Annotated in this window: 23 protein-coding genes; 7 read left to right on the forward strand and 16 right to left on the reverse strand. The window is 69.2% G+C overall.

The features are described from left to right. Positions 1 to 114: 114 nt before the first annotated feature. The 6 genes from ASG72_RS09470 to ASG72_RS09495 form a co-directional block, all read right to left on the reverse strand. Positions 115 to 993, reverse strand: coding sequence for a protein-glutamate O-methyltransferase CheR (locus ASG72_RS09470; RefSeq protein ID WP_056711447.1), 879 nt, complete (start codon positions 991 to 993; stop codon positions 115 to 117). Continuing rightward, complete coding sequence (gene cheB / locus ASG72_RS09475; protein ID WP_056711449.1) at positions 990 to 2,192, reverse strand: chemotaxis-specific protein-glutamate methyltransferase CheB; 1,203 nt, start codon at positions 2,190 to 2,192, stop codon at positions 990 to 992. The genes ASG72_RS09470 and cheB overlap by 4 nt, the downstream gene beginning before the upstream one ends. A gap of 5 nt (positions 2,193 to 2,197) precedes the next feature. Next, complete coding sequence (locus tag ASG72_RS09480) at positions 2,198 to 2,563, reverse strand: response regulator (protein ID WP_056711451.1); 366 nt, start codon at positions 2,561 to 2,563, stop codon at positions 2,198 to 2,200. A gap of 31 nt (positions 2,564 to 2,594) precedes the next feature. After that, entirely contained in the window at positions 2,595 to 3,104 is a 510-nt protein-coding gene (locus tag ASG72_RS09485) for a chemotaxis protein CheW (protein ID WP_056711453.1), read from the reverse strand. Next, positions 3,101 to 5,719, reverse strand: coding sequence for a chemotaxis protein CheW (locus tag ASG72_RS09490; RefSeq protein WP_056711455.1), 2,619 nt, complete (start codon positions 5,717 to 5,719; stop codon positions 3,101 to 3,103). The genes ASG72_RS09485 and ASG72_RS09490 overlap by 4 nt, the downstream gene beginning before the upstream one ends. Positions 5,720 to 5,829: 110 nt before the next feature. After that, on the reverse strand, positions 5,830 to 6,471 hold the full coding sequence (locus ASG72_RS09495; RefSeq protein ID WP_056711458.1) for a histidine phosphotransferase family protein: 642 nt from the start codon (positions 6,469 to 6,471) through the stop codon (positions 5,830 to 5,832). 182 nt (positions 6,472 to 6,653) lie between these two features. Between ASG72_RS09495 and ASG72_RS09500 the strand changes: the two genes are divergently transcribed. Beyond that, a complete protein-coding gene (locus tag ASG72_RS09500) occupies positions 6,654 to 7,502 on the forward strand; it encodes a 3'(2'),5'-bisphosphate nucleotidase CysQ (protein ID WP_056711460.1) in 849 nt (282 codons plus the stop codon). A 555-nt stretch (positions 7,503 to 8,057) separates the two neighbouring features. On the opposite strand, the gene ASG72_RS09505 is transcribed toward ASG72_RS09500, so the two are convergent. Continuing rightward, entirely contained in the window at positions 8,058 to 8,324 is a 267-nt protein-coding gene (locus ASG72_RS09505; RefSeq protein WP_056711461.1) for a helix-turn-helix domain-containing protein, read from the reverse strand. Between the two features lie 86 nt (positions 8,325 to 8,410). Next, entirely contained in the window at positions 8,411 to 9,700 is a 1,290-nt protein-coding gene (locus ASG72_RS09510; RefSeq protein WP_082540240.1) for a porin, read from the reverse strand. Positions 9,701 to 10,125: 425 nt separating this feature from the next. Here ASG72_RS09510 and ASG72_RS09515 point away from each other — a divergent pair, with 425 nt between their 5' ends. Beyond that, positions 10,126 to 10,848, forward strand: coding sequence for a Crp/Fnr family transcriptional regulator (locus tag ASG72_RS09515; RefSeq protein WP_056711465.1), 723 nt, complete (start codon positions 10,126 to 10,128; stop codon positions 10,846 to 10,848). 463 nt (positions 10,849 to 11,311) lie between these two features. On the opposite strand, the gene ASG72_RS09520 is transcribed toward ASG72_RS09515, so the two are convergent. Then, complete coding sequence (locus ASG72_RS09520) at positions 11,312 to 11,848, reverse strand: YHS domain-containing (seleno)protein (RefSeq protein WP_056711467.1); 537 nt, start codon at positions 11,846 to 11,848, stop codon at positions 11,312 to 11,314. A 271-nt stretch (positions 11,849 to 12,119) separates the two neighbouring features. Here ASG72_RS09520 and ASG72_RS09525 point away from each other — a divergent pair, with 271 nt between their 5' ends. From ASG72_RS09525 to ASG72_RS09540, 4 genes are all read left to right on the forward strand, one after another. Further along, the gene (locus tag ASG72_RS09525; RefSeq protein ID WP_056711469.1) at positions 12,120 to 12,707 is read left to right on the forward strand and encodes a DUF1134 domain-containing protein; all 588 of its coding nucleotides are present in this window, start codon (positions 12,120 to 12,122) and stop codon (positions 12,705 to 12,707) included. Positions 12,708 to 12,805: 98 nt separating this feature from the next. Continuing rightward, positions 12,806 to 13,789, forward strand: a complete 984-nt coding sequence (locus tag ASG72_RS09530; protein WP_056711471.1) for a hypothetical protein — start codon at positions 12,806 to 12,808, stop codon at positions 13,787 to 13,789. Positions 13,790 to 13,948: 159 nt separating this feature from the next. After that, a complete protein-coding gene (locus ASG72_RS09535; RefSeq protein ID WP_348271574.1) occupies positions 13,949 to 14,896 on the forward strand; it encodes a sugar kinase in 948 nt (315 codons plus the stop codon). Next, positions 14,896 to 15,756 (forward strand): TIGR01459 family HAD-type hydrolase, encoded by an 861-nt coding sequence (locus tag ASG72_RS09540; protein WP_056711473.1) that lies wholly within the window; start codon positions 14,896 to 14,898, stop codon positions 15,754 to 15,756. Before ASG72_RS09535 ends, ASG72_RS09540 begins: the two co-directional genes overlap by 1 nt. 44 nt (positions 15,757 to 15,800) lie before the next feature. Here ASG72_RS09540 and ASG72_RS09545 read toward each other — a convergent pair whose 3' ends face one another. After that, entirely contained in the window at positions 15,801 to 18,176 is a 2,376-nt protein-coding gene (locus tag ASG72_RS09545; protein WP_056711475.1) for a hypothetical protein, read from the reverse strand. 31 nt (positions 18,177 to 18,207) lie between these two features. Continuing rightward, the gene (ribA, locus tag ASG72_RS09550) at positions 18,208 to 19,335 is read right to left on the reverse strand and encodes a GTP cyclohydrolase II RibA (RefSeq protein ID WP_056711477.1); all 1,128 of its coding nucleotides are present in this window, start codon (positions 19,333 to 19,335) and stop codon (positions 18,208 to 18,210) included. 259 nt (positions 19,336 to 19,594) lie between these two features. On the opposite strand from ribA, the gene ASG72_RS09555 reads away from it, so the two are divergent. Beyond that, complete coding sequence (locus ASG72_RS09555; RefSeq protein WP_056711479.1) at positions 19,595 to 20,188, forward strand: cytochrome b/b6 domain-containing protein; 594 nt, start codon at positions 19,595 to 19,597, stop codon at positions 20,186 to 20,188. A gap of 15 nt (positions 20,189 to 20,203) precedes the next feature. On the opposite strand, the gene ASG72_RS09560 is transcribed toward ASG72_RS09555, so the two are convergent. From ASG72_RS09560 to ASG72_RS09580, 5 genes are read right to left on the reverse strand one after another with little or no spacing between them, the layout of a single operon-like run. After that, positions 20,204 to 21,040 (reverse strand): class I SAM-dependent methyltransferase, encoded by an 837-nt coding sequence (locus tag ASG72_RS09560; RefSeq protein ID WP_056711482.1) that lies wholly within the window; start codon positions 21,038 to 21,040, stop codon positions 20,204 to 20,206. Beyond that, the gene (locus ASG72_RS09565; protein WP_056711484.1) at positions 21,041 to 22,090 is read right to left on the reverse strand and encodes a glycosyltransferase family 4 protein; all 1,050 of its coding nucleotides are present in this window, start codon (positions 22,088 to 22,090) and stop codon (positions 21,041 to 21,043) included. Beyond that, positions 22,087 to 22,488, reverse strand: a complete 402-nt coding sequence (locus ASG72_RS09570; protein ID WP_056711487.1) for a 6-carboxytetrahydropterin synthase — start codon at positions 22,486 to 22,488, stop codon at positions 22,087 to 22,089. The genes ASG72_RS09565 and ASG72_RS09570 overlap by 4 nt, the downstream gene beginning before the upstream one ends. Before the next feature lie 32 nt (positions 22,489 to 22,520). Beyond that, a complete protein-coding gene (locus ASG72_RS09575) occupies positions 22,521 to 22,973 on the reverse strand; it encodes a VOC family protein (RefSeq protein ID WP_056711489.1) in 453 nt (150 codons plus the stop codon). Further along, positions 22,970 to 24,025, reverse strand: coding sequence for a zinc-binding alcohol dehydrogenase (locus ASG72_RS09580; RefSeq protein ID WP_244488758.1), 1,056 nt, complete (start codon positions 24,023 to 24,025; stop codon positions 22,970 to 22,972). The genes ASG72_RS09575 and ASG72_RS09580 overlap by 4 nt, the downstream gene beginning before the upstream one ends. Positions 24,026 to 24,056 lie beyond the last annotated feature (31 nt).

The following is a 24,056-nucleotide window of genomic DNA, read 5'->3' on the forward strand; positions in this document are numbered from 1 at the left end:
GCCTGACCGTCGGATGTACACGGCAGGCTGACGGGGACCCCGCCGCGAGGCGGGGTTTTTGTTTGCGCGGTCCGAGCGGAGCCGTCGCCACCCGCCGCGCGGCGGAGGCCGGCGTCAGGCCGTGGCCGCGAGCTTGCGGGGCGGCTGGAAGGGCAGGGCGAAGGCGGTGGAGGCGCGCAGCGAGCCCTGCTGGCGGTAGAGCCCGCGCTGGAGCTTGTCCGGGGCGATGGTGGTCGTGATGCCGATCACGGTTTCCGCGGCGCCCAGCACGAAGGCACCCTCCGGCGTCAGCCGCTGCGACAGCTCGGCCATGACCTTGGCCTTGGTCTCGACGTCGAAATAGATCAGCACGTTGCGGCAGAAGATGATGTCGAACTGGCCGAAGCGCGCGCTCGGCTCCAGCAGATTATGCGGCTTCAGCTCCACCATGCTGCGGATCCGCTCGGATATCTGCCAGGTGTCGCCGATCTGGCTGAAATGGCGCAGCAGCATCTGCACGGGCAGCCCGCGCTGCACCTCGAACTGCGAGTAGATGCCGCGGCGCGCCTTGGCCAGCACCTCCTCGGAAATGTCGGTGCCGAGGATCTCGATGGTCCAGCCCGCGAGATCGGGCGCGAGATCGTCGATGATCATCGCGAGCGAATAGGCTTCCTGCCCCGTCGAGACGGCGGCGCACCAGATCCTGAGGGTGCGGCTGGCCGCGTTCTCGGCCCGCTTCTCCGGCAGCAGCACGTTGCGGAACAGGTCGAACGGCGTGGAGTCGCGGAAGAACAGCGTCTCGTTGGTGGTCATGGCCTCGACCACCGCCGCCTCGAGCGCCGCGTCCTGGCCCTGGCGCAGCGCCTGGACGAGCACCGCGATGGATGAGATGCCGCGCCGCCGGCACAGCATGCCGAGCCTGCTATCCACGAGGTAGCGCTTGTCCGGCCCCAGATAGAGACCGGAGCGCTGCTTCAGCAGGGCGCGCAGAAAGGCGAAATCGGCGTCTGTCACGACGGGCGGGCTCCGCGCAGGAGAGCGTGGATCGCGCCGCCGAGATGGTCGAGCGAGACGACGGCACTGGCATGGCGCGCCCGCACCACGGAACCCGGCATGCCCCAGATCGTGCTGGAGAATTCATCCTGGGCGAGGATCGCGGCGCCGGCGGCGCGCAGCGCGCCCGCGCCTTCGGTGCCGTCGCTGCCCATCCCGGTCAGGACGAGGCCCAGCGCCGCCGCGCCGAGATGCTGCGCGCCGTCCCGGAAGAGGACGTCGACGGCCGGGCGGCAATAGCGCACGGGAGGCGCGTCGCTGATCCGCGCGACGAGATGCCCGAGGCTGCGGCCGATGCCGAGATGGCGCCCTCCCGGCGCGACATAGATCGCGCCCCGCGACAGCCGCTCGCCATCATAGGGCTCGCGCGTCGGGATGCCGGTCAGCGCGCCGACCTGTTCGGCATAGGAGGCCGTGAACAGCGGCGGCATATGTTGGACGATCAGCGTGGTCAGGTCGTTCAGCGCGTCGCCGATATCGGTCAGGACCTTCGATACCGCCCTCGGCCCGCCGGTGGAGGCGCCGATCAGCAGATAGCGCGGCATCACCGCCACCAGCCCGCGGAGATCGACGGGGCCGGCCGTCGGCAGATCGAGATCGAGCTGCGGCGGCAGATGGCCCTGCCGCGCCGGGGCCTGCACGATATTGCTGAGCTTGAGCAGGAATTCGCTGCGGAAATCCAGCGACAGCGTCATGCCGTTGCGGCTGTCCGGCTTGGAGAGCACGTCCATCGCGCCCTTGGTCATGCATTCCAGCGCGATCCGCGCATTGGTCTCGGTCAGGGTGGTGGCCAGCAGCACCCCCGTATGCGGGCTCTCCCGCAGGATCACCGGCAGCGCCGTGGCGCCGTCGACCCCCGGCATGTTGAGATCGAGGACCATCAGGTCCGGCTGGAAACGCGCCGCATGGGCGATCGCGGTCTCGCCGTCTCCGGCCACCGCCACGACGTGGAACTGCCCGCTCTCGCCGAGCCAGCGCGCGAACAGCCCGCGGGCGACGACGGAATCATCCGCGATCACCACCGTTTTCGGGCGCGTCGCCGGACTGGCGAAAATCCCGTCGGGCCGTCCCGGCAAGCCGGTCTCGCCGCCATCGGCCTGATGGCGGGCAACAGGGCCCGTCGCCTCGGCGGCCGAGGCGAAAAACCCCGCTGCCGCCATGGCTTTCAAAGCAGGCCGACCTGATGGAATTTCGACGCGACGATCTCCTTGTCGAAAGGCTTCATGATGTATTCGTCGGCCCCGGCATGCATGGCGCGGGCGATATGGGCGATATCGTTCTCGGTGGTGCAGAACACCACTTTCGGCCGCCGTCCGCCCGGCATCTGGCGCAGGGCGCGCAGGAAATCATAGCCGTCCATGATCGGCATGTTCCAGTCGAGCAGCACGGCATCGGGCATCTCGCCCTTGCAGGCATCGATGGCGCGGGCGCCGTCCTCGGCCTCGGCGATGCGAAACTGCAGGCCTTCGAGGATGCGGCGCGCGACCTTGCGGATGACGGCGGAGTCATCGACGACGAGGCAGTACTTCATGGCTTGGTCTCCGGAGCGATGAGGCGGCGCATCAGGCAGCCACGGGAATGTCGATGGACAGGACGGCGTCGACGTCGAGGATGACGAGCAGCCGGTCTTCCAGGCGGTGGACGCCGCTGGCGAGCGTCGCCCAATTCGGATCGAGATTGACCGGCACGGCCTCGAAGGTGGACCGGTCGAGGCGCGTCACCTCGCCGACCGCGTCGACGATCAGCGCATAGGGCTCGCCCGCATCCTCTACGCCGACCGAGACGAGCTCGCAGCGGCCATCCGGCTGGCATTCGACGATGGGATCGAGCCCCAGCCTCTTCCTGAGGCAGATCGCCGTGACGACGCGGCCGCGCAGGTTCAACAGGCCGACGATATCGCGCGGCGCGCGCGGGACGGGGGTGAAGCGGGTGGCGATGAAGACGTCGTTGACGCGTTCGATCGGCAGGCCGAGCATCTGCTCGCCGATCATCACGGTGACGTAATCCAGGGACGCGGCGGGCGCGGCGCCGGCGCTGGGTCTCGGGGCCTTCCCTGCGAAGCGATAGCTCATGCCGCCAGCCTCACCGCCGCCTTGGATTCGCTGAGCTCGTTCAGCAGGGCGCGCCGGTCGAATTTCGCCACCACCTCGTCGAGCCGGGCCTGGAGCGCGCGCATCTGCAGATCCGGCGTCGCCAGGCTGGTCATCCCGATGATGCGCAGATCGCGGCCGCCCTCGCCGCCGCGCAGCGCGGACACCAGCGCGAAGCTGGCCTCGCCGTCGCGGTCGAGATCGAGCAGCAGGACGGCGATGCCCCCCTGCTGCACCAGGCGCCGCGCCGTCTCGTGGTCGGCCGCGAGCTGCACCGGCTGGCCCGAGGCCTTGAGCACCGGGGTGAGCATCTCGCGCAGGAAATCCGAGGGTTCCATCAGCAGGATCTGCGCGCCGGCCGCCGGCTTCTCGGGATTGCGGCGCGCGCTGAGCCAGTCCGGGTCGCCCTGCGGCAGATAATGCGCGAGGTCGACGATATCGGTGGCGCGGCCGCGGATCACGGCGGAGCCGATCACGCTCTTGTCGCGGGTCTCCTGGATTTCGACGTCCAGCGTCTCCTCGACGATGTCGATGATCGCGTCGACGGCCAGCGCCATCGTCAGCTCGCCCTCCGAGATGATGACCAGCGGCTGCAGGCCCTCGCGCCGGATCTGCGTCTCTCCCACCGGCACGATCGGCATCAGCCGGCCCCGGTAGTGCAGCAGGGTGCGGCCGCCGCTGAACTGGAATTCCGCGGCATCGACCTCTTCGAGCCGGGTGACCAGCGAGAGCGGCAGAGCCTTGAGCCCGTCCTGCCCGGTGGTGAAGACCAGCATCGTCGTGGTCTCGCCGACGGCGGAGACGGGCGCGGCCTGCGCCTCGTCGCGGCCGCCCTCCGAGACCGCGGCGCCGACATGGCGGGCGATGCCGTTGGGATCGATGATCAGCACCACCGCGCCGTCGCCCAGCACCGTGTTGCCGGAGAAGATCGGGATGTGCCGAAGCTTCATCGACATCGGCTTCACCACGATTTCCTCGGTGTGGAAGACGCTGTCGACCAGGATGCCGAATTGCCGCTCGCCGATCTGCGTCACCACGATGAAGCCGTCGGTCATCGCGGTCTCGCCGGCGCCCATCAGCGAGGCGAGCGAGATCACCGGCAGCAGCCGCTCGCGCAGGCGCAGCACCGGGGCGCCGTTGATCCGCTCGATGCGATGATCCGCCCCCGGCTTAACGCGGACCAGCTCGCGCACCACGATCTGCGGGATGGCGTAGCGCATCGCGCCGGCGGATACGATCAGCGCCGAGACGATCGCCAAAGTGAGCGGGATCTTGACGGTGAAGGTCGTGCCGAGCCCGGGCGTGCTGGCGATGTCGATCAGCCCGCCGATCGTGTCGACATTGACCTTGACGACGTCCATGCCGACGCCGCGCCCGGAGACGGCGGTGATCGTCTCGGCGGTCGAGAAGCCGGGATGGAAGATGAAGCGGGCGATCTGGGCATCGCTCATCCGCTCGATCTCGGCCTCCTGCGCCAGGCCGCGCTGCAGAGCCTTGCGCCTGATGCGCCCGATATCGAGCCCGCGCCCGTCATCGGAGACCGCGATGGTGACCGAGCCGCCCTCGTGATAGGCGGCGAGGCGGATGGTGCCGTGCGGCGGCTTGCCGGCGGCTTTCCGCTCCTCGGGCAGTTCGATGGCGTGATCGGCGCAGTTGCGCACCATATGGGTGAGCGGATCCTTGATCAGGTCGAGGATCTGGCGGTCGATCTCGGTGTCGTCGCCCTCCATCACCAGCTCGATGCGCTTGCCGAGCTCGGCGCCGAGGTCGCGGACGATGCGCGGCAGCTTCGACCAGGCATTGCCGATCGGCTGCATGCGCGTCTTCATCACGCCTTCCTGCAGCTCGGCCGTGATCAGCGAGAGGCGCTGGAGCGGCGCCTTGAGCTGCGCATCCTCCTGCTGGCGTGAGATCTCGAGCAGCTGGTTGCGGGTCAGCACCAGCTCCGAGACCATGGTCATCAGATGTTCGATCGTATCGACGGTGACGCGCAGTGTGGCGGGGCCGGTCGAGGCGCGGATCTCGCGGGGCAGGCCGTCCTCGCCCGGCGCGGCTTCGGGCTGGGCTTCGAGGCGCCCGTCGAGCCCGCGGGCCTCCGGCGCGGCGCGGAATTCGAGATCGATCGCGTCCGCGGCGGCGGCTCCGCCATGCCGGGCGAGATAGGCGGCGACGGCGTCCTGCGTCTCGGTATCGGGGGGGCGGGTGGTCGCCAGCTCCTGCTTGGCCTGCTCGTCCAGCGCGCGCAGCTCGGCGATCAGATTATCGTCGTTGCCGGCCGGCTCCTCGCCCTTGTCGGCGAGCTCGGCCAGGATGTCCTTCATCCGGTCGATGGTCTCGAGGATCGCGGTGACGCAGAGCGCGTTGACGGTGGCGCCCTCGCGCAGCTGCCCCATCACCGATTCCGCCGCATGGGTCAGCGCTTCCAGCCGGGGCAGGCCGATGAAGCCGCAGGTGCCCTTCACGGTATGCACCAGGCGGAAGATGTTGTTGAGGATCTCGCGGTTGTTCGGCTCCTGCTCGAAGCGCACGAGTTCCCGATCCACCGTGTCGATGCTTTCGCCGGTCTCGCTCAGGAATTCTTGTAGCAGCTCATCCATGCCGGAGATCGACCCGCGCGCTCATTTGCCCGGCAATCTAAGCCCCACAAGGGTTTATGATCGGTTGAGATCATCCGGCCAAGCGTGGGAATTCGCAGCTAGGTGGCGAATCAATCCTGCTTTTCCGAGGTGATGGTGACGGTGTCGCCATCGATGGCGAAGCTGACGCTCATCCCGGCGGCACGCGCCACCATGCCGGTATAGAGCGGCTGCACGGCATGGGCGTCGATCGTCCCGGTTTCCGAGCGGCCGGCGAGCAGATCCTCGACATGGGCGGGGATGCGGGCATGGGAGCCGGTGGCGGTGATCACGAAGCGGCCCTGCTCGCCCTCCACCGTGGCGCGCGAGACGAGCTTGCCGCCGCGCGGCACCGCATGGGTTGCCAGGGTCAAAAGGTTGAGCAGCAGCTTCACCTGGTTCTTCGGTAGCAGCGCGCGGGGCGCATCCCAGTCCAGCGAGAGTTTCTCGTCGTTGAGGAAGCCGTTGGCGACATTGCCGGCATCGCCGAGATCGATCATCGCCCCGGCCGAACCGGCCGCGCCGAAGGCGAGCCGGGCGAATTGCAGCCGGGCCGAAGCGTTGCGGGCGCTCTTCTTGATCAGGTCGAGGGCGAAGTCCCGCATCGACGGGTCATCCTCCTCCAGAACCTCCAGCGCGTTGACAACCGCTCCGACGGGGCTGATCACATCATGGCAGACGCGGCTGCAGAGGAGCGCAGCCAGGTCGAGCGGATCGAGCGTGATGGCGGTCATGGCGGGTCCCGGGGGTCGAAGGCGTGAGATCGAAGAGGGGTCGCGGGCTTGCATCGAAACAGGAAACCATCGCTTTTCGTCGATACGGGAAAGCGCCGGTCGAGGAAGATATGGTGCCAGCCTGGTTTGCATGTGGTTAACCCGGGCGGCGCGATGTCGCGAGACGAGGATGCAGGGCCGCGATGATCGCTCCGGATGACCCGGTCTTCTTGGATTGCGACGCCCTTGCCCGCAAGGTGGCGGAGGCGGCCTGCCTGGCCGGCGCAAAGCTTCTGGCGATGCGCGCCGCCCGGGACGTCAAGCTCAAGCCCGACGGCTCGCCGGTCTGCTCGGCCGATCTCGCGGCCGACCATGCCGCGAAACAGGCGCTGGCGCGGCTCCTGCCGGATTTCCCGGTGATCAGCGAGGAAAGCGCCGGCGAGATCGCGCCCGGCCCGGTCTTCATCCTGCTCGATCCGCTGGACGGCACACGCGAATTTTTGGCCGGGGGCGAGAGCTATTGCGTCGCCATCGCGGTGGTGCGGGCGGGCAGGCCGGTCGCCGGAGCGATCGCGGCGCCGCAGCTGGCCAGGCTCTGGTTCGCCGGGGACCGCGCCTATTCGCAGAGGCTGGCGCAGGATGGCGCCGCGTTGGGCACGCCGCAGCCGGCCCGGGTGCGGCCTTTGCCCGCGGCGGGTCCGACGACGCTGGTCAGCCGCTTCCATGGCGACGCGCTCAGCGACGCGGTGGCGCGGGAGATGGGCTCGGCCAGCACGATGCCGGCCTCTTCGGCCGTGAAATTCGGGCTGATCGCCGGTGGCGAGGCCGATCTCCATATCCGCGCCGGCCAGACCATGGAGTGGGACATCGCGGCGGGAGAGGCGATTTTATGTGCCGCCGGCGGCGCGGTTCTGACCCTCGACGGGGAGCGGCCGCGCTATGGCTGCGCCGATCGCGGCTTCCGCAACCCATCCTTCGTCGCCGCGGCGAGCGAAGATCTGGCCAGGCAGGCCGTGGCGGCGGCCCGGCACCTCACTGAGGAAAAAAGCTGAGGCGACGAGGCTTGCGCGCCTGATCCGTTCGGGGTGGGGGAGGGTCGCTGGGGCAGGGGGGCGCGTAGCAGCGTAGCCATCGGAGATCTGGTGATCTTCTTCTTGCTCGCGATGCCGATGCCGAAGCCGTGTCGATGCCGCGCTAATACCGGTGCCGCACCGATGCCGCGCTGATGCCGTTGCCGCATCGATGCCGAAGCCCGCACCGCTGCCTTGGCCGATGCGGATGCCGTGCCCACGCCGCGCTGATGCCGTGCCGCGCTAATGCTGGTGCCATGTCGATGCCGATGCTGCACCGATGCCGGTGCCGCACCGCTGCCTTGGCCGATGCTGACACCGGTGCCGCACCGTTGCCGAAGCCGTGCCGATGCCGCGCTGTATGCCGAGCCGACGCAGATGCCGCACCGATGCCGAAGCCCGCACCGCTGCCTTGACCGATGCAGATGCCGCTGATGCCGTGCCTCGGCCGATGCCGCGTCGCTCGCGCACCGAGCCTCGGCTCCTTTCCCTCCGAAACCGCTGTGCGCGAGCCTTGCCCGTTCGGGCCGCCTTGCGTCAGAGCCGCTGCTCCGCCGGGTGGCGTTGGCAATATTCGGTGACGGAGAGGCGGCGGCGGATGCCGATGCCGTCGGCGTCGTTGAGGAATTCGATGCCGCTGACGGTGAACACCGCGCGCAGCCTGTTGCGGGTGGTATCGAGGATCGGCCGCCCGCCCGCTTCGAATTCGCGGATCGTCCGCAGCCCGACATTGGCGCGGCGGCTGAGTTCGGCGGCGCTCCAGCCCAGCATGGCGCGGGCCAGCCTGCACTGCTCTTCGGTCATGATCGGGCTCCGGCGGTCGAGATCCGGGGAGGGCGGAAACGCGAAAAGGCCCCCGGCTTGCGCCGGGAGCCTCTGAGGCGGGTGGTTCAGAACTCGCGCTGCACGCGGAAGCGGGCCGACAGGCTGTCGTCGCTGCCGAGCGTGAAGGTACCGCCGCGGTTGGAATCGGCGACGCGGCCCTTGGGATCGAGCTTGGCGTAGAGCACCTCGACACCGATATCGAGCCCGCTGACGGGGGACCAGATCAGGTTCGAACCGACACGAAATTCCTTGTAGTCGGTCTGGCCGGTCGCAGCGCCTTTGAAGCGGTCGAAGGTGTTGACGTCGAGATACGACCCGAACACCGCCTGGCGAATCGCCGGCGTCCAGTAATGCTGGAAGGCGGCCGTAATCGCGTAGCCCTTGGAGAGCTTGAGGCTCGAGGTCGAGCCGTTGACGGCTTCGTAGGCATCATCCGCAGTGGTCTTCACGCCGCCGGCGCTGATGGAGCCTGCCTGCAGATAGCTCAGCGCGCCTTCGGCATAGGCGCCCTGGAGCCAAAGCACGTCACCCTGCGCCAGCATCGGCAGGTTGAGCTTCAAGCCCGCCTGCACGGCAAAGCCGTATTTGCTGTCGACCTGCTGTGCGGCGCGGGCCGAACTGGCCGTGATCTCGTGCAGGGCACCGGAGAGTTGAGCGGAGCCCCAGCCCTGCGTCACGTTGAGATTGGCCACCAGGTCGGGCAAGCGATTGCCGCCCTGCAGATTGGTGTCAGCCTTCCTCTTGAAGTCGTCGGCGCGCTGCCAGCTGTCGTTGCGACGCTCTGTCCCGTCTTCCAGCGAGAGCGTGGCACTGACGCCGCTGCCGAAGGTGGCGGTATAGGCGAACATCTGCGTCGACTGGTCCGAACCGCGCAGCGTGCCCCAGTTCAGATCATCCGCGTAGAAGTCGAACATCGACTGGGCGCGACCGGCGGTCAGCGGGCCGAACTGCACGAAGCCCTTGTCGAGCGCGACTGTGGTCTCGTTGGCCTGCAGGCCGCCCTTGCTGTAGGCGCCGCTCTGGCGGATCGCGTCGTAGCGGATGAACGTGCGCAGCGTGCCATAGGCCGTCGCCGTGCGTGCGTCGACGTTCACGCGGCCATAGGCCCGCAAGCCGGTGACGTCGTCGTTCTTCTTGACAGGCTGGAGGTAAAGGCCTTCGGCGCGCAGGCGGCCGCTGACGCGCAGGCAGGTCTGGGTGCCCGGAATATAGAAGAAGCCTGCGCCATAGGTGTTGCAGACGCGGACATATTCGACCGGCGCCGCCTTGCGGGACGGCAGGTCGGCAGCGCCGGCGCCACTGGCGGCCACCAGGGCGCTGGCCGTCGAAAGGAGAAGAGTAGTGATCTTTTTCACAGGGACCCCCAAAAGAGTTCGCTTAATCTGGTTCGGCAATCTCAATCTGCCGATCTCAGGATTAGTGAATACGGGTGTTACCTCATGTGAAATTGTTCACATCATTGTTTCAATACCTCCAATAGTTGCGCCAATGGCACATGTGAAATATTTCACCGCATCGAACAAAATCATCTTATATATAAATTACGTTACGTAATTTTCAGATTGGCGAGGTGATGGATTTGCGGTTCGCAGCATGGGATCGGGTTCGGGGTACGCCTGCGGGAATGGCAGACAGTGTCAATCTACGAAATTCCCATAGGCCGCAGCCGCGCGTTTGTGTATAGCGGCAAATATATTCGATACTACGCCGCGATCTATCTAATTAAATACTGAAATGTCTTTTTTTCAGTTGCAGTACTTCGGCATTGAGTGGGGGCGATATGCTGAGAAACTACGAAACCGTCCACGCGATGGAGCGTCTGCCCCGCCGCAGTTTCGAGAAGGGCGCCGTCATCAGGCAGCCCGACGATCTGTCCGAGACCGTCCTGCTGATCGAAAGCGGGCGGGCGCAATGTTTCTACATGACGCCGCAGGGGTCGGATGCCGTGCTCGGCGAGCTCGGGGCGGGGGATTTCATCGGCGATCTCCAGGCCCTGGACGGCGGCATTCCCGATGCCTGCTACGAGGCGCTGGAGCGCACCAGCGCCATCCTGTTCCGGCGCGACGAGTTTCTCGAGCGGCTGCGGCTCTCGGCGCCCTTCGCGGAAGCCTATACGCGCCGCCTCTGCACGCGCGTGCGCCTGCTGAACCAGCTTTATGTGGAGAGCCGGGTGCTGCCGATGCGCGAGCGGCTGTTTGCCGAACTGATCCGGCTCAGCCTGCGCACCGAGACCGGGCGGATCGTCATCGCGCCGGCCCCGACCCATGCCGAGCTGGCGCGGCGGATCGCCTCGCAGCGCGAGACCGTCACCAAGCAGATGAGCGCGCTGGCGCGGAGCGGGATCATCAGCCTCGAGGGCCAGACCATCATCATCGAGAAGCCGGGCGATCTGCAGGCCGCGCTGCGCGATCATCTCGGCGACATGGCCGCCTGCCCGCCGGATTCACCGGCCCCGGAACGTGAACTTCGTCACCGACCGAGGGCCGCCGCCATGGCACGATGATCACCGGTTGGCGTCCTCGGTCATCAACCTCCAGAAGTAGAGACCTGACTTGTGAGGGCCGGACCAGGAATTCGGCCCTCACCTTTGTCCTGGGGGGAGGGATGTCGGCGCCTAAGTCGGCAGGCGAGGGCGGCTGCAGGGCGTTTTGCTGCGCTGGGTCTGGCTGCAGGACGTCTGGCCGCCGGGGGGGTCGGGTTGTTTGTGGGGGCCGGGCTGCTCGGGGGCCGGCCGAATGTGTTTTGACCTGACGGAATTCGGCGGCGCCCGGCGTCCAGTTGCCTAGGGTACCAGCCGCATGGCTACCTGCTGCGCGGCGAGCGGATCGCACTCCGCTCGCTCCAGCCTTGCAGAGCCACGCGCTGCCCGCAATCTGCGTAACGCCCCGGCGTCAGCGGCTCGGCGGGGGCGCGTCCGGCCACCGCGGCGGCGCTCGCCTCAGCGTATCACGGAGCGGGCGGTCGCCTCAGCGTATTACGGCGCGGGCGACGTCGCCCCAATGCGCTACGGCCTGGGCGATCAGCCCCTTGTCCTTCAGGAAGGCGCGGCGGTTTTCCGCCGTGCGGAACAGGAACAGGCGGCCATCGATGATCGCGAATTCGGCCGGGCTGGTCTCGACGGCATGGCCGTCCGCGACGCCCAGCGGGTCGAAGCCTTCGAAGGCCGGGGCGTAGATCTCGGGAGCGGCGAGGAAGGTGTCGCGATTGGCCGCCGAGGCGAAGCGCCAGACGGAGCCGTTATAGAGGATCTCGAATTCCGGGCGGCCCGGCGTCGGCCGGCCGTGCAGGTGATAGCCGATCGGGTCGAAGCCGCTGAGCGCGATGCCGCTGCGCAGATGCCGCTGCATGCTCTCGCCCAGGCGCGGCAGCTCGGGCAGCCCGTCGGGCAGGCCGGCCACCATGGACGTGTCCGGCTGGGAGGCGAAAGCCGGCTGCAGGACCAGCGACATCGCCAGCACCCCGCCCGCGACCGAAATCCAGCGCTGCCATGTTATGGCCTTCATGCCGTCAAATCCCTGGGGCTGCTTCCATCCGCGCGGAGAGCGCTGGAATCTTCACGGGTTGGATACACTTGCACCGTATCAATCTCCTTACCGAAAAGCTGCGCATTCGAGTGGCGTCACGATTTTCCGGCTCCCGGCCCCGTCTAGCGGGCGGGATCCGGAGCCAGCCCGCCCGGGCGACGGACTCCGGCAGCTCGCCTTCCGCGGGTGCTGCCGCCTTCCGAGCACCGGCCGCCAGGCGAGACCGGACGCCCATCCTGGAGAGGACACGATGACACAGACCCGTCGCAATTTCGTCGCTGGAGGCCTCGCGGCCACGGGGGCGGCGCTGGCGCTGCCGCTGCCGGCTCTGGCACAGGGCGCCAATGCGCCCGCGCGGTCCTTCAGCCAGAACGAGCTCGTCAATTCCGGCCATCAGTTCTTCGGCAATGTCTCGCGCGGGCTGGCGCTGACGATCGAGGAAGCGGTGCGGCGCTGGGGCGAGCCCAACGGCTATGTGCTGGGCCAGGAAGCCTCCGGCGCCTTCGTCGGCGGGCTGCGCTATGGCGAGGGGCAGCTCTTCACCCGCAATGCCGGGGACCGCAAGGTGTTCTGGCAGGGCCCCTCCGTCGGCTTCGATTTCGGCGGCGAGGGCGCCCGCACGATGATGCTGGTCTATAATCTTCCGAGCGTCGACGCGCTGTATCAGCGCTTCGTCGGCGTCGACGGCTCCGCCTATTTCATCGGCGGTTTCGGCTTCACGGCCATGGCCGCCGAGGGCGTGACGCTGGTGCCGATCCGCACCGGGGTCGGCTGGCGGCTCGGCGTCAATCTCGGCTATCTCAAATTCACGCCGCAGGCGACGTGGAATCCCTTCTGATCCGGCGCCTCTGACGGCGCGGGCCGGCGCGAGATGCTGGCTTTCCCGCGCCCGGCGTGCCAAATTCAAGACTGTATGGTCTCGTTGCGGAGCGGCCCTTGATCGAAGCCGTCATGCTGGTCACGCTCGGCTTCCTGTCGGCGACGCTGATCGCGCTCGCCGCGGTGCCGGCCCTGGCCCGCCGCGCCGACAGGCTGGCGCGCCGCCGGGCCGAAGCCGCCTTTCCCCTGTCCCTGGCCGAGATCGCCGCCGATCGCGATCATCTGCGGGCGGAGCTCGCTCTGCGCGAACGCGTGCTGGAGCAGCAGGCTGAGCGCGGCTTCCAGGCCAAGGCCGCCGCGATGCAGGAGGCCGGCCGCCGCGACATGGAAAACGCCGCGCTGAAGCGCGAGATCGCCGCGCATCTGAGCAGCATCGCCGGGCTGGAGGCCGAGCTGTCGGCCACGAGCGCGGCGCTGTCGGCGACGCGCGAGGCGCTCGCGGCCGAGCAGGGCGCGCATCGCGAGACGGGTGCGACGCTGCAATCGCGGCTGGCCGAGCTCGCCCAAGTCGAACAGGCGCTGGCCGAGGAGCGCGCCGCGCTGAAGCGGCTCGCTGCCGATCTCGCCGCCCGCAACAACGAGCTCGCCGGTTTGCACGAGACGCTGGAGCGGGCCGAGGCGTCGCTGGCGGAGCGCGAGCACGAGCTCGCCGGCTTGCGCACGGAAGCGGACGGGCTGAAGGTGGCGCTGGTCGAGGGCCGCACCCAGCAGCTGATGCTGGAAGCCGCCCGCGACGACGTCGCGCGCAAGCTCGCCGCCAGCGAAGCGACGCTGGCCGCCGAGCGTGCCCTGCGGCAGGAGGAGGCGGTAGCGATGCAGGAGCAGATGCGCGAGCGCGACGAGCGGCTCGAGGTGCTGCATGCGGAGATCCAGACGCTGCAGGGCGCTCTCGCGCAATCGCGCGAGGACAGGCTGCAGTTGAAGCGCGAGATGAGGCAGGCGGGCCCGTCCGGCCAGGACCATGCCGCGCTGCGGGCCGAAATCAGCCGCGTCGCCGAGCAGCTGCTGGCGCTGCCGCCCCGGCAGGAGGCGGCGGAATAGCCTGCCGCGCTCCTCCCGCGACCCCCACGGAAGGCGAAGCCCCGACCCTAGAGGCCCGACGCGGCGGCGCCGCGCGCCCGACAAATCCGGTTTCCCGCGGGCCGCTCCTGTTCTAGTAAGGCCGGCCTGTTGCTCCCACCGCCGGATGGTGCCTTGCCCGTGATATCACCAAGCTTCGATCTTCTGTGCATCGGCGAACCGCTGGGCGAGTTCAACGCCACTCGCGGCGAGCCCGGCACTTTCCAGTTCGGCCATGGCGGCGACACCTCGAATTGCGCCGTCGCGGCGGCGCGGCAGGGGGCGCGCGTCGCCTATGCCGGTGCGCTGGGCGATGATGCGGCCGGCCGCGCCTTCCGCACGCTCTGGGCGCGGGAAGGGGTGGACGACAGCCATGTCGCCACCCATCCTTCCGCGCCGACGGGGCTGTATTTCGTCGATCACGGCCCCTCCGGCCATGTGTTCTCCTATGCGCGCGCCGGTTCGGCGGCGAGCCTCTACGGCCCGCGCGATCTGCCGCGCGAGGCCATCGCCGCCGCAAAGGTGATCCAGGCCTCGGGCATCAGCCAGGCGATTTCCGCCAGCGCCTGCGACGCGGTGTTCGAAGCCTTCGAGCTGGCGCGCGGTGCCGGGGTGCTGACCGCCTATGACACGAATCTGCGCCTGAAGCTCTGGCCGCTGACCCGGGCGCGGGCGATCATCGAGGCCGCCTGCGCCATGGCCGACATCGTGCTGCCGGGGCTCGACGATGCGATCCTGCTGACCGGGCTGCAGCAGCCGGACGCGATCGCCGATCATTATCTCGCCAAGGGCGCCAAGGTCGTGGCGCTGACGCTGGGCCATGAAGGCTCGCTGGTGGCGACGCCCGAGCGGCGCGAGCGGCTGGTGCCGATCGCGGTCGAGGCGATCGACGCGACCGGCGCCGGCGATTGCTATGACGGCGCCTTCCTCGCCGAATTCATCCGCAGCGGCGATGCCTTCGCCGCCGGTGCCTATGCCAATGTCGCCGCCGCGCTCTCGACGCAGGGCTACGGCGCCGTGGCGCCGCTGCCGAGCCGTGCCGTCGTGGAAGCGCGCATGGCCCAGGATTTTGCCGGAACGAGCCGCTGATGACCTTGCCGATCCTGACCGAGGCGGGCGATCTGCTCGCGCGCTACGACGTGCTGATCAGCGATGTCTGGGGCGTCGTGCATGACGGGCTCTGGGCGCTGGAGCCGGCCTGCGCGGCGCTGACGCGCTATCGCGAGGCCGGCGGCGCGGTGGTGCTGCTGTCGAATGCACCGGGGCCCTCGGCCCAGGTGGCCGAGGTCATCGACGGGAAGCGGGTGCCGCGCAGCTGCTGGGACAGGCTGGTCACCTCCGGCGATGTCACCCGCGCCTTGATCGCCGCCAGCCACCACCAGAAGGCCTATCATATCGGCTGCGAGAGCGATCTCGCCGTGTTCGAGGGGCTGGGCATGGAGATCGTCGGCGAGGAGGAGGCCGAAATCGTCGTCGCCACCGAGCTCAACGATTATCGCACCGAACAGCCGGAGCAGTACCGGCCGCTGCTGCAGCGCTTCGCGTCGCGCGGGCTGCCCTTCATCTGCGGCAATCCCGATCTCGTCGTCCATGTCGGGCATGATCTGCTGCCCTGCGCCGGATCGCTGGCGACGATCTATGAGGAGCTGGGCGGTTCGGTGGCATGGGCCGGCAAGCCGCATCGCCCGGCCTATGACCTCGCTCTGGCCGCCGCCCGCGAGGCGCGCGGCGGGCGCGAGGTCGATCCGGCCAAGGTGCTGGTGATCGGCGATGCGGTCCGCACCGATCTCGCCGGCGCGCAGCTGATGGGCTTCGACAGCCTGTTCATCGCCGGCGGCATCCATCGCGACGAGACGATGCGCGGCGGGGTGCTGGACCCGGCGGGCGTGGCGAAGGTGCTGGCGGGGCAGAAGGCGCGGCCGATCGCGGCGATGGCGGCTTTGGTTTAGAGCGAGACGGGCAGGGGCAGTGTAACCTGCGAGCGCGGCATCTTTCAGCGGTCCGACCCGGCAGGCGGAGAGGGGCGGGCGCCGAGCCGCCTCCCCACATCCGCGTACAGCCCCTGTAGCGGCGCGAAGGTAAAGCGCACGGTCGAGCGGCCGGGCGGCACGGCGACGGCGCGGAAGAGCACATTGGCGCGCAGCAGCTCGGCCGGCCTCTCGTCGATGCTGACCCGCCACCAGGGGTGGTAGACGTCGTTCAGCACGAGATAGCCGCCGGAGGGGGCGTCGACCGCGATCGCCACCTCGGTCGTGCCATAGTCGAGGATGCTGGCCGAGCCGGGCAGCGCCGGGCCGGGCGGGCGGGCGGGCGCCTCCCTGTCGAGCAGGACCTGGCGGCGCGGGTCGAAACGCTCGGGCCACCGGCCGCTCGCCAGGATCTGGTCGAAATCGGCTTTGGCGGCATCGGCGACCAGGAGCACGCGCGGCAAGGCGCGCGGGTTCTCGTAGACATAGGCGTCTTTGGTGCGGGCGATCTGCGGCAGGTCGCCCGGCTTCAGCGCCTTGTCGATCTGCTCGACCGGTACGCCGGTGGCGATGAAGCGCAGGCCCAGCATATCCGCCAGCAGCGAGCGGTAGGACGGCATCAGCGGCGAGAAGCTGCGTTGGTCGGGCAGGGCGACATGGTCGCCCGCCCCGGTCGCCTTGCTGTAGAGGCCGAGACGCAGCGGATTATAGCCCAGCGTGTTGTCCAGCCCATGAATGAGGCTGGCATTGGGCCAGTGGAAATCGATGCCGGCGAGTTCGATGCGGTCGCGCCGGTCGGGGGCGGCGGTGCGCGCGGTCTCGCGCTTCAGCAGCGCGATCGTATCGTTGCGGCTGTCGGGGCGCAGCACCTCGTACATCCCGGCGGGGAGGGCGGTGGACTCGCTCGGCCCGTTATTGACCGCGAGATCGACGGTCAGCGTCGCGCCGAGCACGATCGCCGCGGTCAGCCCCGCGCCCTGCAGGCTCAGCCCGCGGGCCGCGACCAGCGCGCCGAGGCTCAGCACCCCGCACAGCCCGGCGGTGAGGATCGCCACAGCAGCGACATCCAGCCGGCCGACGGTCCAGGCCAGCCACAGCGCGAGCAGCGTCGCGCCGAGAAAGAGCCCGATCTCGACCAGGCGCTGCCATGGTTTGGCGCGCGGTGCGGCGTCGCTCATCACGAGATGGGTGAGGTAGCCGCCGAGCAGGGCCAGCATCGCGCCGACCAGGAAGAGCGCATCGGCGGGGCGGCGGTAGAAATCGATCCCCGGCAGCTCGAACAACAGGCGGAAGGCCGGGGTGTAGCGGCCGAGCGCGAAGAGCAGCAGCAGCAGCGCCGCCAGGCTGAGCGCCCTGATCTCCCGCCGCCACAGCGCGCCTCTGACGATGCCGATGGTCAGGATCAGCCCGGCCGGCAGCAGGCCGAGATAGAGCTGGCTCATATTGCGGGCGAGATAGAGCTCCAGCGCGCCGAAACGCGCCTCCCAGCCGGGGCTGGGCGCACCCCAGAAATTCTCGAGCGGGCCGGCGGCGCCGTAGAGATTGGCAAAAAGCCCGGTCAACAGCGCGGCGGGATGCAGCGACCCCTTGCCGGCGCCGATGAAATCGATCGCCGGCCGGTTCGATTCCTGGGCGAGGAAGGCGGTCAGCAGGATCGGCACGGTGGCCACGGCGACCGCGCCGATCACGCCGGCGAGCAGCGGCAGCAGGCTGGTGCGCAGCGCCTGCCAGGGCCGGCGATCCATGGCGATGGCGGCGAGGACGAGGCCGGCCAGCGCGTAGACGCCGAGCAGCGCCACCTGATCCCGCCCCAGCACCATAAAGCCGGCGACGATCCCCGCGGCGAGCCCGTACAGCACCGAGCCGCGCTCCAGCGCGCGCGAGACCAGCAGCAGCGTGACCGCGAAATAGCCGAGGCTGAGCACCTGCCCGATATGCTGGATGCGCCAGGCGGCCGAGGCGCCGAAGGCGAAGGCCAGCGCCGCGACCACCGCGCCAGCGGGGTGCCAGCCGCGATCCTTGAACAGCAGCACGAAACACAGCGCCCCGGCCAGCAGCATGCCGAGCACGGCGCCATCGCTCCAGCTGAAATCGGGCGAGGGATTGAGCGCGGCGATCAGCGCGAAGGGGGGCGAGAAGATCAGCGATTGCGGATCGGCGACCTGCGGCGAGCCGGCGAAGACATTGGGTGTCCAGAAGGCGGAGAGCCCCTTGTGCCAGCTGCCGGCGAGGAATTGCAGCTGCGGGTAGAAATGCGCCTTGGCGTCCCAGGGAATGGTGACGAGCCCCGACAGCCACGGCCAGGACAGGGCAAACCAGGCGAGGCAGACGATCAGGACCACGCCGGCCAGGGGCCAGCGCGGGGGCTGCGTCTCGTCCGGGTCGTAGAGAGGCGGTGGCATCAGGCGGGTGTGCCCGAAGCCGGCGGCGCGATCAATCCTTCGGAGCGGCCCGCGCCATCAGCGCGTCCATATCGATGAAATGGCCGGCGCGATCCCGCTTGGAGGCGAGGTAGCGGACATTATGGACGTTCGGTCGGCCGAGCACCCGCTGCGTCGCCGCGACCTCGAGGCCCGCGGCCTTGATCGCGCCGATCTTGATCGGGTTGTTGGTCAGAGCGGTGACTTTGCTGACGCCGAGCTGCTTCAGCATCACGGCGGCGAAGTCGAAATGGCGCTGGTCGAGGTCGAAGCCCAGCACCTCGTCGGCATCATAGGTGTCCCAGCCCTGGCTCTGCAGCTTATAGGCCCGCATCTTGTTGGAGATGCCGTTGCCGCGGCCTTCCTGGTCGAGATAGAGCAGGATGCCGCCGTCATTCTCGGCCATCCACTGCACCGTCTCGCGCAGCTGGTCGCCGCAATCGCATTTCAGCGAGCCGAACAGGTCGCCGGTGAGGCAGGCCGAGTGCAGCCGCACCGGGACGGCCTCGCCCAGGTCGGGCTTGCCGACGATGATCGCGACCTGGTCGCGCAGGCCTTCGCCGCCGCGGAACACCACGAATTCGGTTTCCGGCGCGCCTTCCAGAGGCACGGGGGCGCGGCCGACGATGGTCAGCGTCTCGGTCTGCGCGCTGCGATAGGCGTTGATCGCGGCGATATCGACCGAGACCAGCGGCTCGCCGGCGATAGCCTCGGCCGTGACGGGAACCATGATGACGGCGGGCACGACGAGCGAGAGCCGCGCCAGCTCGAGCGCGGCGGTGTCGATCTCGCCGGCCGGCGCGACGGGGGCGTCCATCTTCGCATCGGTCTTCATGGCCAGCGTCTCGACCCGCGAGGGGTCGATCGTCGGCATGGCGAAGACGCCGGTCTCGGTCCGGCCCTTGGCGCCGATCCGGCGCAGCCGCGCGGCGCTGAGGATGAGGTAGCCATGGCCCTGCGCCAGCGTATCCAGCCGCGCGACGAGACCCGGCTCCGACAGCTCCGCCGACATCGCCAGCGCCAGCGTCTCGCCGGCACGCAGCAGCACCGGGCGGGCGGCCCGGAACTCGGCGATGGCGCGGTCGACGGTGACGAGGTCAGTGTCCTGCGGGCGGCCGAATAGGGTACGCGACTGAGACATGGGAAGTATCCGTCAGATTGCGCCGCGGGACGGCGGAGGATTGTAGCATCTACGTGCGAAAGCCCGATCTGGATGCGTACCGAGGCCGCGGGGCAGAACGCGACAGGTCCGACACTGTTCCAAGGCGATCAGGCCTTACCGACTGAACTCGCAGCCATCCAATCTGTTGACAGGGCGTATAGGGGTGAGACGTTGAACGACAGATGAATGATTAACGCGCAATGCCTGCCCGCGACAGGGGCAGCAACCGGGGACAGCCGTGACGCAGGATCATGACCAGTCCGCGAGGCAAGCGACGAACCACCCCGTCTACCGCCCCGCCGCACGGCATCTGCACTGGGCGACGGCCGCCGGCATCCTCGTCATGCTGCCGCTGGGTTTCGCAATGACCTATCGCGGCGAGACGATGGATGTCTGGGACGGCATCACCAATGCGATGTTCAGCACGCATAAGCTGCTCGGCTTCCTGCTGCTCTGGCTGGTCGCCGGCCGGCTGCTCTACCGGCTGCTGAAGGGAGCGCCGCCGGACGAGCCGAGCCTGCGTCCCTGGCAGAAGCATCTGTCGCATGCGGTGCACTGGCTGCTCTATGGCCTGCTGCTGGTGGTGCCGCTGCTCGGCTGGATCGGCATATCGCTTTATCCCTCGCTGACCATCTTCGGCCTGTTCGACCTGCCGGCGCTGACCGGGCCCGACCAGCCGCGGGCCGAGCGGGCGCTCGCGGTGCACGGCCTGCTGGCGCGGGTGCTGATGGTGCTGGCGGCGCTGCATGTCGCGGCGGCGCTGCAGCATCATTTTCTGCGCCGCGACGGGGTGCTCAGGCGGATGCTGCCGGGGCTGAAGCCGCGCGGCTGAGCGCGGCCGCCCGGTTCAGACCGGACGGGCCCAGAGGTCGAGATGGCCGACGAGGCCGGTCGCGCTGCGCTTGGCCGCGAGCCATTCCGACACCCGCGCCGGCTCGATCTGCCCGGTCTCCAGCACCGCGTCGGCGATGCCGCGCGTCAGCGCCTCGACGAGCTCGCGCTGCGCCTCGCCGAGCTGCCAGGCGCTGTCGCCGGTGGAGACGGCGAAGCCGGTCTTGCGGAAGGCCTCGGCCATCGCCTCGGTTGCATCGGGGCCGGCGGCGGGGCCGAAGCCCTTATCCCCGCGCTGGTGATGCAGGAAGGCCTGGAGCATCGCCCGGTCGGCGGCATGGGCCGGGGTCCAGCTCTCGCGGCCATCGAAGGTCAGCACGGTGTAGAGCGGCAGTTTCTGGCTGGCGAGAGCGGCGACGAAGCGCTCGATCCAGCGGCGCGACACCAGATCGAACAGGGCCGCCGCGGTGATCAGATCGGGCTGCCAGCCCAGAATCCATTCGAGATCGCGGGTCAGGTCGGCCTGCCGGAAATCCACGGTCAGGGATTTGCCGGCCTTGGAAAGGATGATCTCCTCGCCCTGTTCGCGCGCCTCGTCCGCCCAGGCGATCAGGCGCGCGCGGGCGGTGGCGAGCAGGTTCTCGTCGTAATCGACCAGTGTCCAGTGCTGGCGGTCGGGCAGGGCGGCATAGGCGCCGCGCAGGTTCGAGCCCGCGCCGCAGCCGAGATCGACGATCGAGATGGCGTGTCTGGGAGCGAAATGGACGCCGACGGCGGCGAGGACCTGCGGGTTGCGAGCCGCATGATCGGCCGGCTCGCGCAGCGCCAGCCAATCGGGAGAGAAACCACCCATTCACATCACCTTCCGGCAGATCCGCGCGACGATCGCGGCCGTTTCGGCCCAGGCAGGCAAGGTCGATGCCGCCGCCCAGGCCGCATCCGCCATGTGCGCCCGCCTCGCGCCGTCGTCAATCACCTGCCGCAAGGCTGCTGCCATCCCAGCGACATCTCCGGGCTCCACCTTGATGGCGGCTGCGTCCGGCGCGGTTTCGGCGGCCGCGCCACCCGTGGTGCAGATCAGCGGCAGCCCGCGCGCCAGCGCCTCGGTGAGGACCATGCCATAGCCTTCGAACAGCGAGGGCATCACGAAGAGGTCGGCAGCGGCATAGGCGCGCGCCAGCGCCGCGTCGTCGACGGCGCCGGCCAGGGTGATGCGGTCGCCGAGGCCGGCCTCCGCGATCTGCTGCCGCAGGGCTTCCGTGGTTTCCGGCGCGCGGTCTTCAGCCCCGATGATGGTCAGCCGCCAGGGCAGATCCGCGAGCCCGGCCAGCGCCGCGACCAGCACGTCATAGCCCTTGCGCGGCACGATCGAGCCGACGGCGAGCAGGGCGAGCCCGCTGCCGGGCGGCGAACCCGCGGCCCGTTCGGCGCGGTCGACCCCCGGGACGGCCACCGTGATGCGATCCTCGGGCACGCCATAGTCCGAGATCAGGAGCCGCTTCGTCGCCGGGCTGGTGACGATGACGGCGCTGGCATAGCGCAGGGCGGCCGTCTCGCTCGCCCGCAGCGCGCTGGCCCGATCGACCGTCAGCCCCGTCTCATAGGCGAGGGGGTGATGAACCAGCGCGACGACGCGGCCGGCGAGGCCGGCGGCGATGCTCTCGGGTAAGGCGCCATAGGCGAGGCCGTCGATCAGCAGCGCGGCGTCGAAGGGCTGGGACAGGATCGAGCGGCCGGTCTCGGCGAGGTCCTCAGGCGTCGGAGCCGGGAAGGAGCCGGGCAGCGGGAGATGGCGCGCCGCCACCCCGCTGGCCCGCCATTCCGCGAGGAGCCGCCGGTCATAGGCGTAGCCGCCGGTCGGCAGGTCGATGTCGCCGGGGATGGCGAAGGCGATCTCGCTCACGCGAGCGCACCCTCATAGCTCGCCCGCGCCAGATCGGTCTCGTGCAAGGTCACGCGGATGCGGGAGAGGCCGCCAGCGTCCTCGCCCAGGGCGCCGCTGCGCGCCGCCGCGGCCATGGCGTCGAAGATGTGCCTGCACAGGAATTCGGTGGTGGTCAGCACGCCGGCGAATTGCGGCAGCGTGTCGAGGTTCTGGTAGTTGAGCGGCTTCAGCGTCGCGTTCAGCACGGTCAGCGCGGCGCCGATATCGACCACGACGTTCTGCCGGGTCAGCTGCTCCCGGAAGAAGGCGACGTCGACGACGAAGGTGGCGCCATGCATGTTCTGCGCGGGGCCGAAGAACGGGTCCGGCAGCGAATGGCCGATCATGATGCGATCGCGGACTTCGACTGAGAACATGCGGTTTCCTTCGGAGAGTGGGGAGCGGATGATCAGGCCGCGATCGGGCGGCGGCCTAGGGATTGCGAGAAGCGCAGGAGGTACCCGTCCGGATCCTGCACGAGAAACTGGTGGACGCCCGTCTCCTCATCCGCAGCGATTCGGTACCACCGCTCTTCGGGCCCGAAGAACAGCGGCCAGGCGGCGCGGTTCAGGGCGGCCAGCAGGATGTCGAGATCGTCCACGCCGATCTCGAAATTAATGCCGCGGCCATAGGGTTTCTCGCGCGCGCCCGTATCCCAGCAGCGCTCGGAGGGCCCCGTCTCGTATTCCTCCAGCATGAACTCGACGCCGTCGCGCTCGATCGCCGCGAAACCCTGTTCCGGCCGGTCATAGAGCACGCGGAAACCGAGCAGTTCGCGCCAGAAGGCGAGGCTCGCGGGGAGCGAGGTGATGTAGAGTTCCGGCACGAGCGACGGACGGGGATGCGAACGTGGCGACGTCATGGCGCGGCTTCATAGCAGATCGCGGCCGTCAGGCCACGCGCGCCGGGGGCGAGAAGCAGCGGGAGCCTGGCGGGCGCCTCGTCGAACGCGATCTCCTCGGTGATCAGCGCGTCGAGCAGCGGCTCGGCGAGGAGGGCCATCGCCGCGGCGCTGCGGCGGGCATAATCCCAGCGGGGGCGGCGGCTGGGGGCGATCGCACCGACCTGGCTCGAGACCAGTTGCAGCCGCCGCGCATGGAAGGCGCCGCCGAGCGGAGCGGCGACGGCGCCCTCGCCATACCAGCTCATCTCGACGATGCAGCCTTCCTGCCCGGCCGCGGCGATGGCGGTGGCGAGCCCCGGCGCGGAGGCGCTGGCGTGGAAGACGATGTCGGCCTCGCGCGGCGCCTCGCCCGGCAGGGCGAAGCCGAGCCCCAGCCAGGCGGCGATGGCGGCGCGGGCGGGGTCGAGATCGACCAGCGTCACCTCCGCGCCGGGCAGCCTTGCGGCGAGCCAGGCCACCAGCAGGCCGAGCACCCCGCCGCCGACCACGACGATACGGTCGGCCGGGCCGGAGCCGGCATCCCAATGCGCGTTCAGCGCCGTCTCCATATTGGCGGCGAGGACAGCGCGCCGGGCCGGCACCTCGGCGGGGACGGGGACCAGCCGGTCGGCCGGCGCCACGAAGCGGTCCTGATGGGGGTGCAGGCAGAAGACGATGCGGCCGAGCAGCCGCGCCGGCCCGGCTTCAACGATACCGACGGCGCAATAGCCGTATTTGACCGGAAACGGGAAATCGCCCTCCTGGAACGGCGCCCGCATGCGCTCGAACTCGCTCGGCGGCACCCGCCCTTCGAAGACCAGCCGCTCGGTGCCGCGGCTGATGCCGCTCCAGAGCGTGCGCACCACGCAATCCTCGGGACCGGGCTCCGGAAGCGAAACCGCGTTCAGGGCGCATTCACCCGCCGCGACATACCAGAGCGCCCGGGCCGTGCGGCCTGCGCCCGGGACCGTTGCCGGACGTCCCTCCTGCGCCATATCGACCCGGTCCCGCATCGTGCCTCGTCTGTCCATCCGTTCCCGTTCGTCCCGCCAGCCCCTGACG

The organism is Allobosea sp. Leaf344 (assembly GCF_001426225.1).
In the GTDB taxonomy this organism is placed as follows: domain Bacteria; phylum Pseudomonadota; class Alphaproteobacteria; order Rhizobiales; family Beijerinckiaceae; genus Allobosea.

Coding starts and splice junctions, on each gene's coding strand:
- cheB (WP_056711449.1), bottom strand. CDS start 2,192: ATGGCGGCAGCGGGGTTTTTCGCCTCGGCCGCCGAGGCGACGGGCCCT.
- ASG72_RS09480 (WP_056711451.1), bottom strand. CDS start 2,563: ATGAAGTACTGCCTCGTCGTCGATGACTCCGCCGTCATCCGCAAGGTC.
- ASG72_RS09485 (WP_056711453.1), bottom strand. CDS start 3,104: ATGAGCTATCGCTTCGCAGGGAAGGCCCCGAGACCCAGCGCCGGCGCC.
- ASG72_RS09490 (WP_056711455.1), bottom strand. CDS start 5,719: ATGGATGAGCTGCTACAAGAATTCCTGAGCGAGACCGGCGAAAGCATC.
- ASG72_RS09495 (WP_056711458.1), bottom strand. CDS start 6,471: ATGACCGCCATCACGCTCGATCCGCTCGACCTGGCTGCGCTCCTCTGC.
- ASG72_RS09500 (WP_056711460.1), top strand. CDS start 6,654: ATGATCGCTCCGGATGACCCGGTCTTCTTGGATTGCGACGCCCTTGCC.
- ASG72_RS09505 (WP_056711461.1), bottom strand. CDS start 8,324: ATGACCGAAGAGCAGTGCAGGCTGGCCCGCGCCATGCTGGGCTGGAGC.
- ASG72_RS09515 (WP_056711465.1), top strand. CDS start 10,126: ATGCTGAGAAACTACGAAACCGTCCACGCGATGGAGCGTCTGCCCCGC.
- ASG72_RS09520 (WP_056711467.1), bottom strand. CDS start 11,848: ATGAAGGCCATAACATGGCAGCGCTGGATTTCGGTCGCGGGCGGGGTG.
- ASG72_RS09525 (WP_056711469.1), top strand. CDS start 12,120: ATGACACAGACCCGTCGCAATTTCGTCGCTGGAGGCCTCGCGGCCACG.
- ASG72_RS09540 (WP_056711473.1), top strand. CDS start 14,896: ATGACCTTGCCGATCCTGACCGAGGCGGGCGATCTGCTCGCGCGCTAC.
- ASG72_RS09545 (WP_056711475.1), bottom strand. CDS start 18,176: ATGCCACCGCCTCTCTACGACCCGGACGAGACGCAGCCCCCGCGCTGG.
- ribA (WP_056711477.1), bottom strand. CDS start 19,335: ATGTCTCAGTCGCGTACCCTATTCGGCCGCCCGCAGGACACTGACCTC.
- ASG72_RS09560 (WP_056711482.1), bottom strand. CDS start 21,040: ATGGGTGGTTTCTCTCCCGATTGGCTGGCGCTGCGCGAGCCGGCCGAT.
- ASG72_RS09570 (WP_056711487.1), bottom strand. CDS start 22,488: ATGTTCTCAGTCGAAGTCCGCGATCGCATCATGATCGGCCATTCGCTG.
- ASG72_RS09575 (WP_056711489.1), bottom strand. CDS start 22,973: ATGACGTCGCCACGTTCGCATCCCCGTCCGTCGCTCGTGCCGGAACTC.
- ASG72_RS09580 (WP_244488758.1), bottom strand. CDS start 24,025: ATGGACAGACGAGGCACGATGCGGGACCGGGTCGATATGGCGCAGGAG.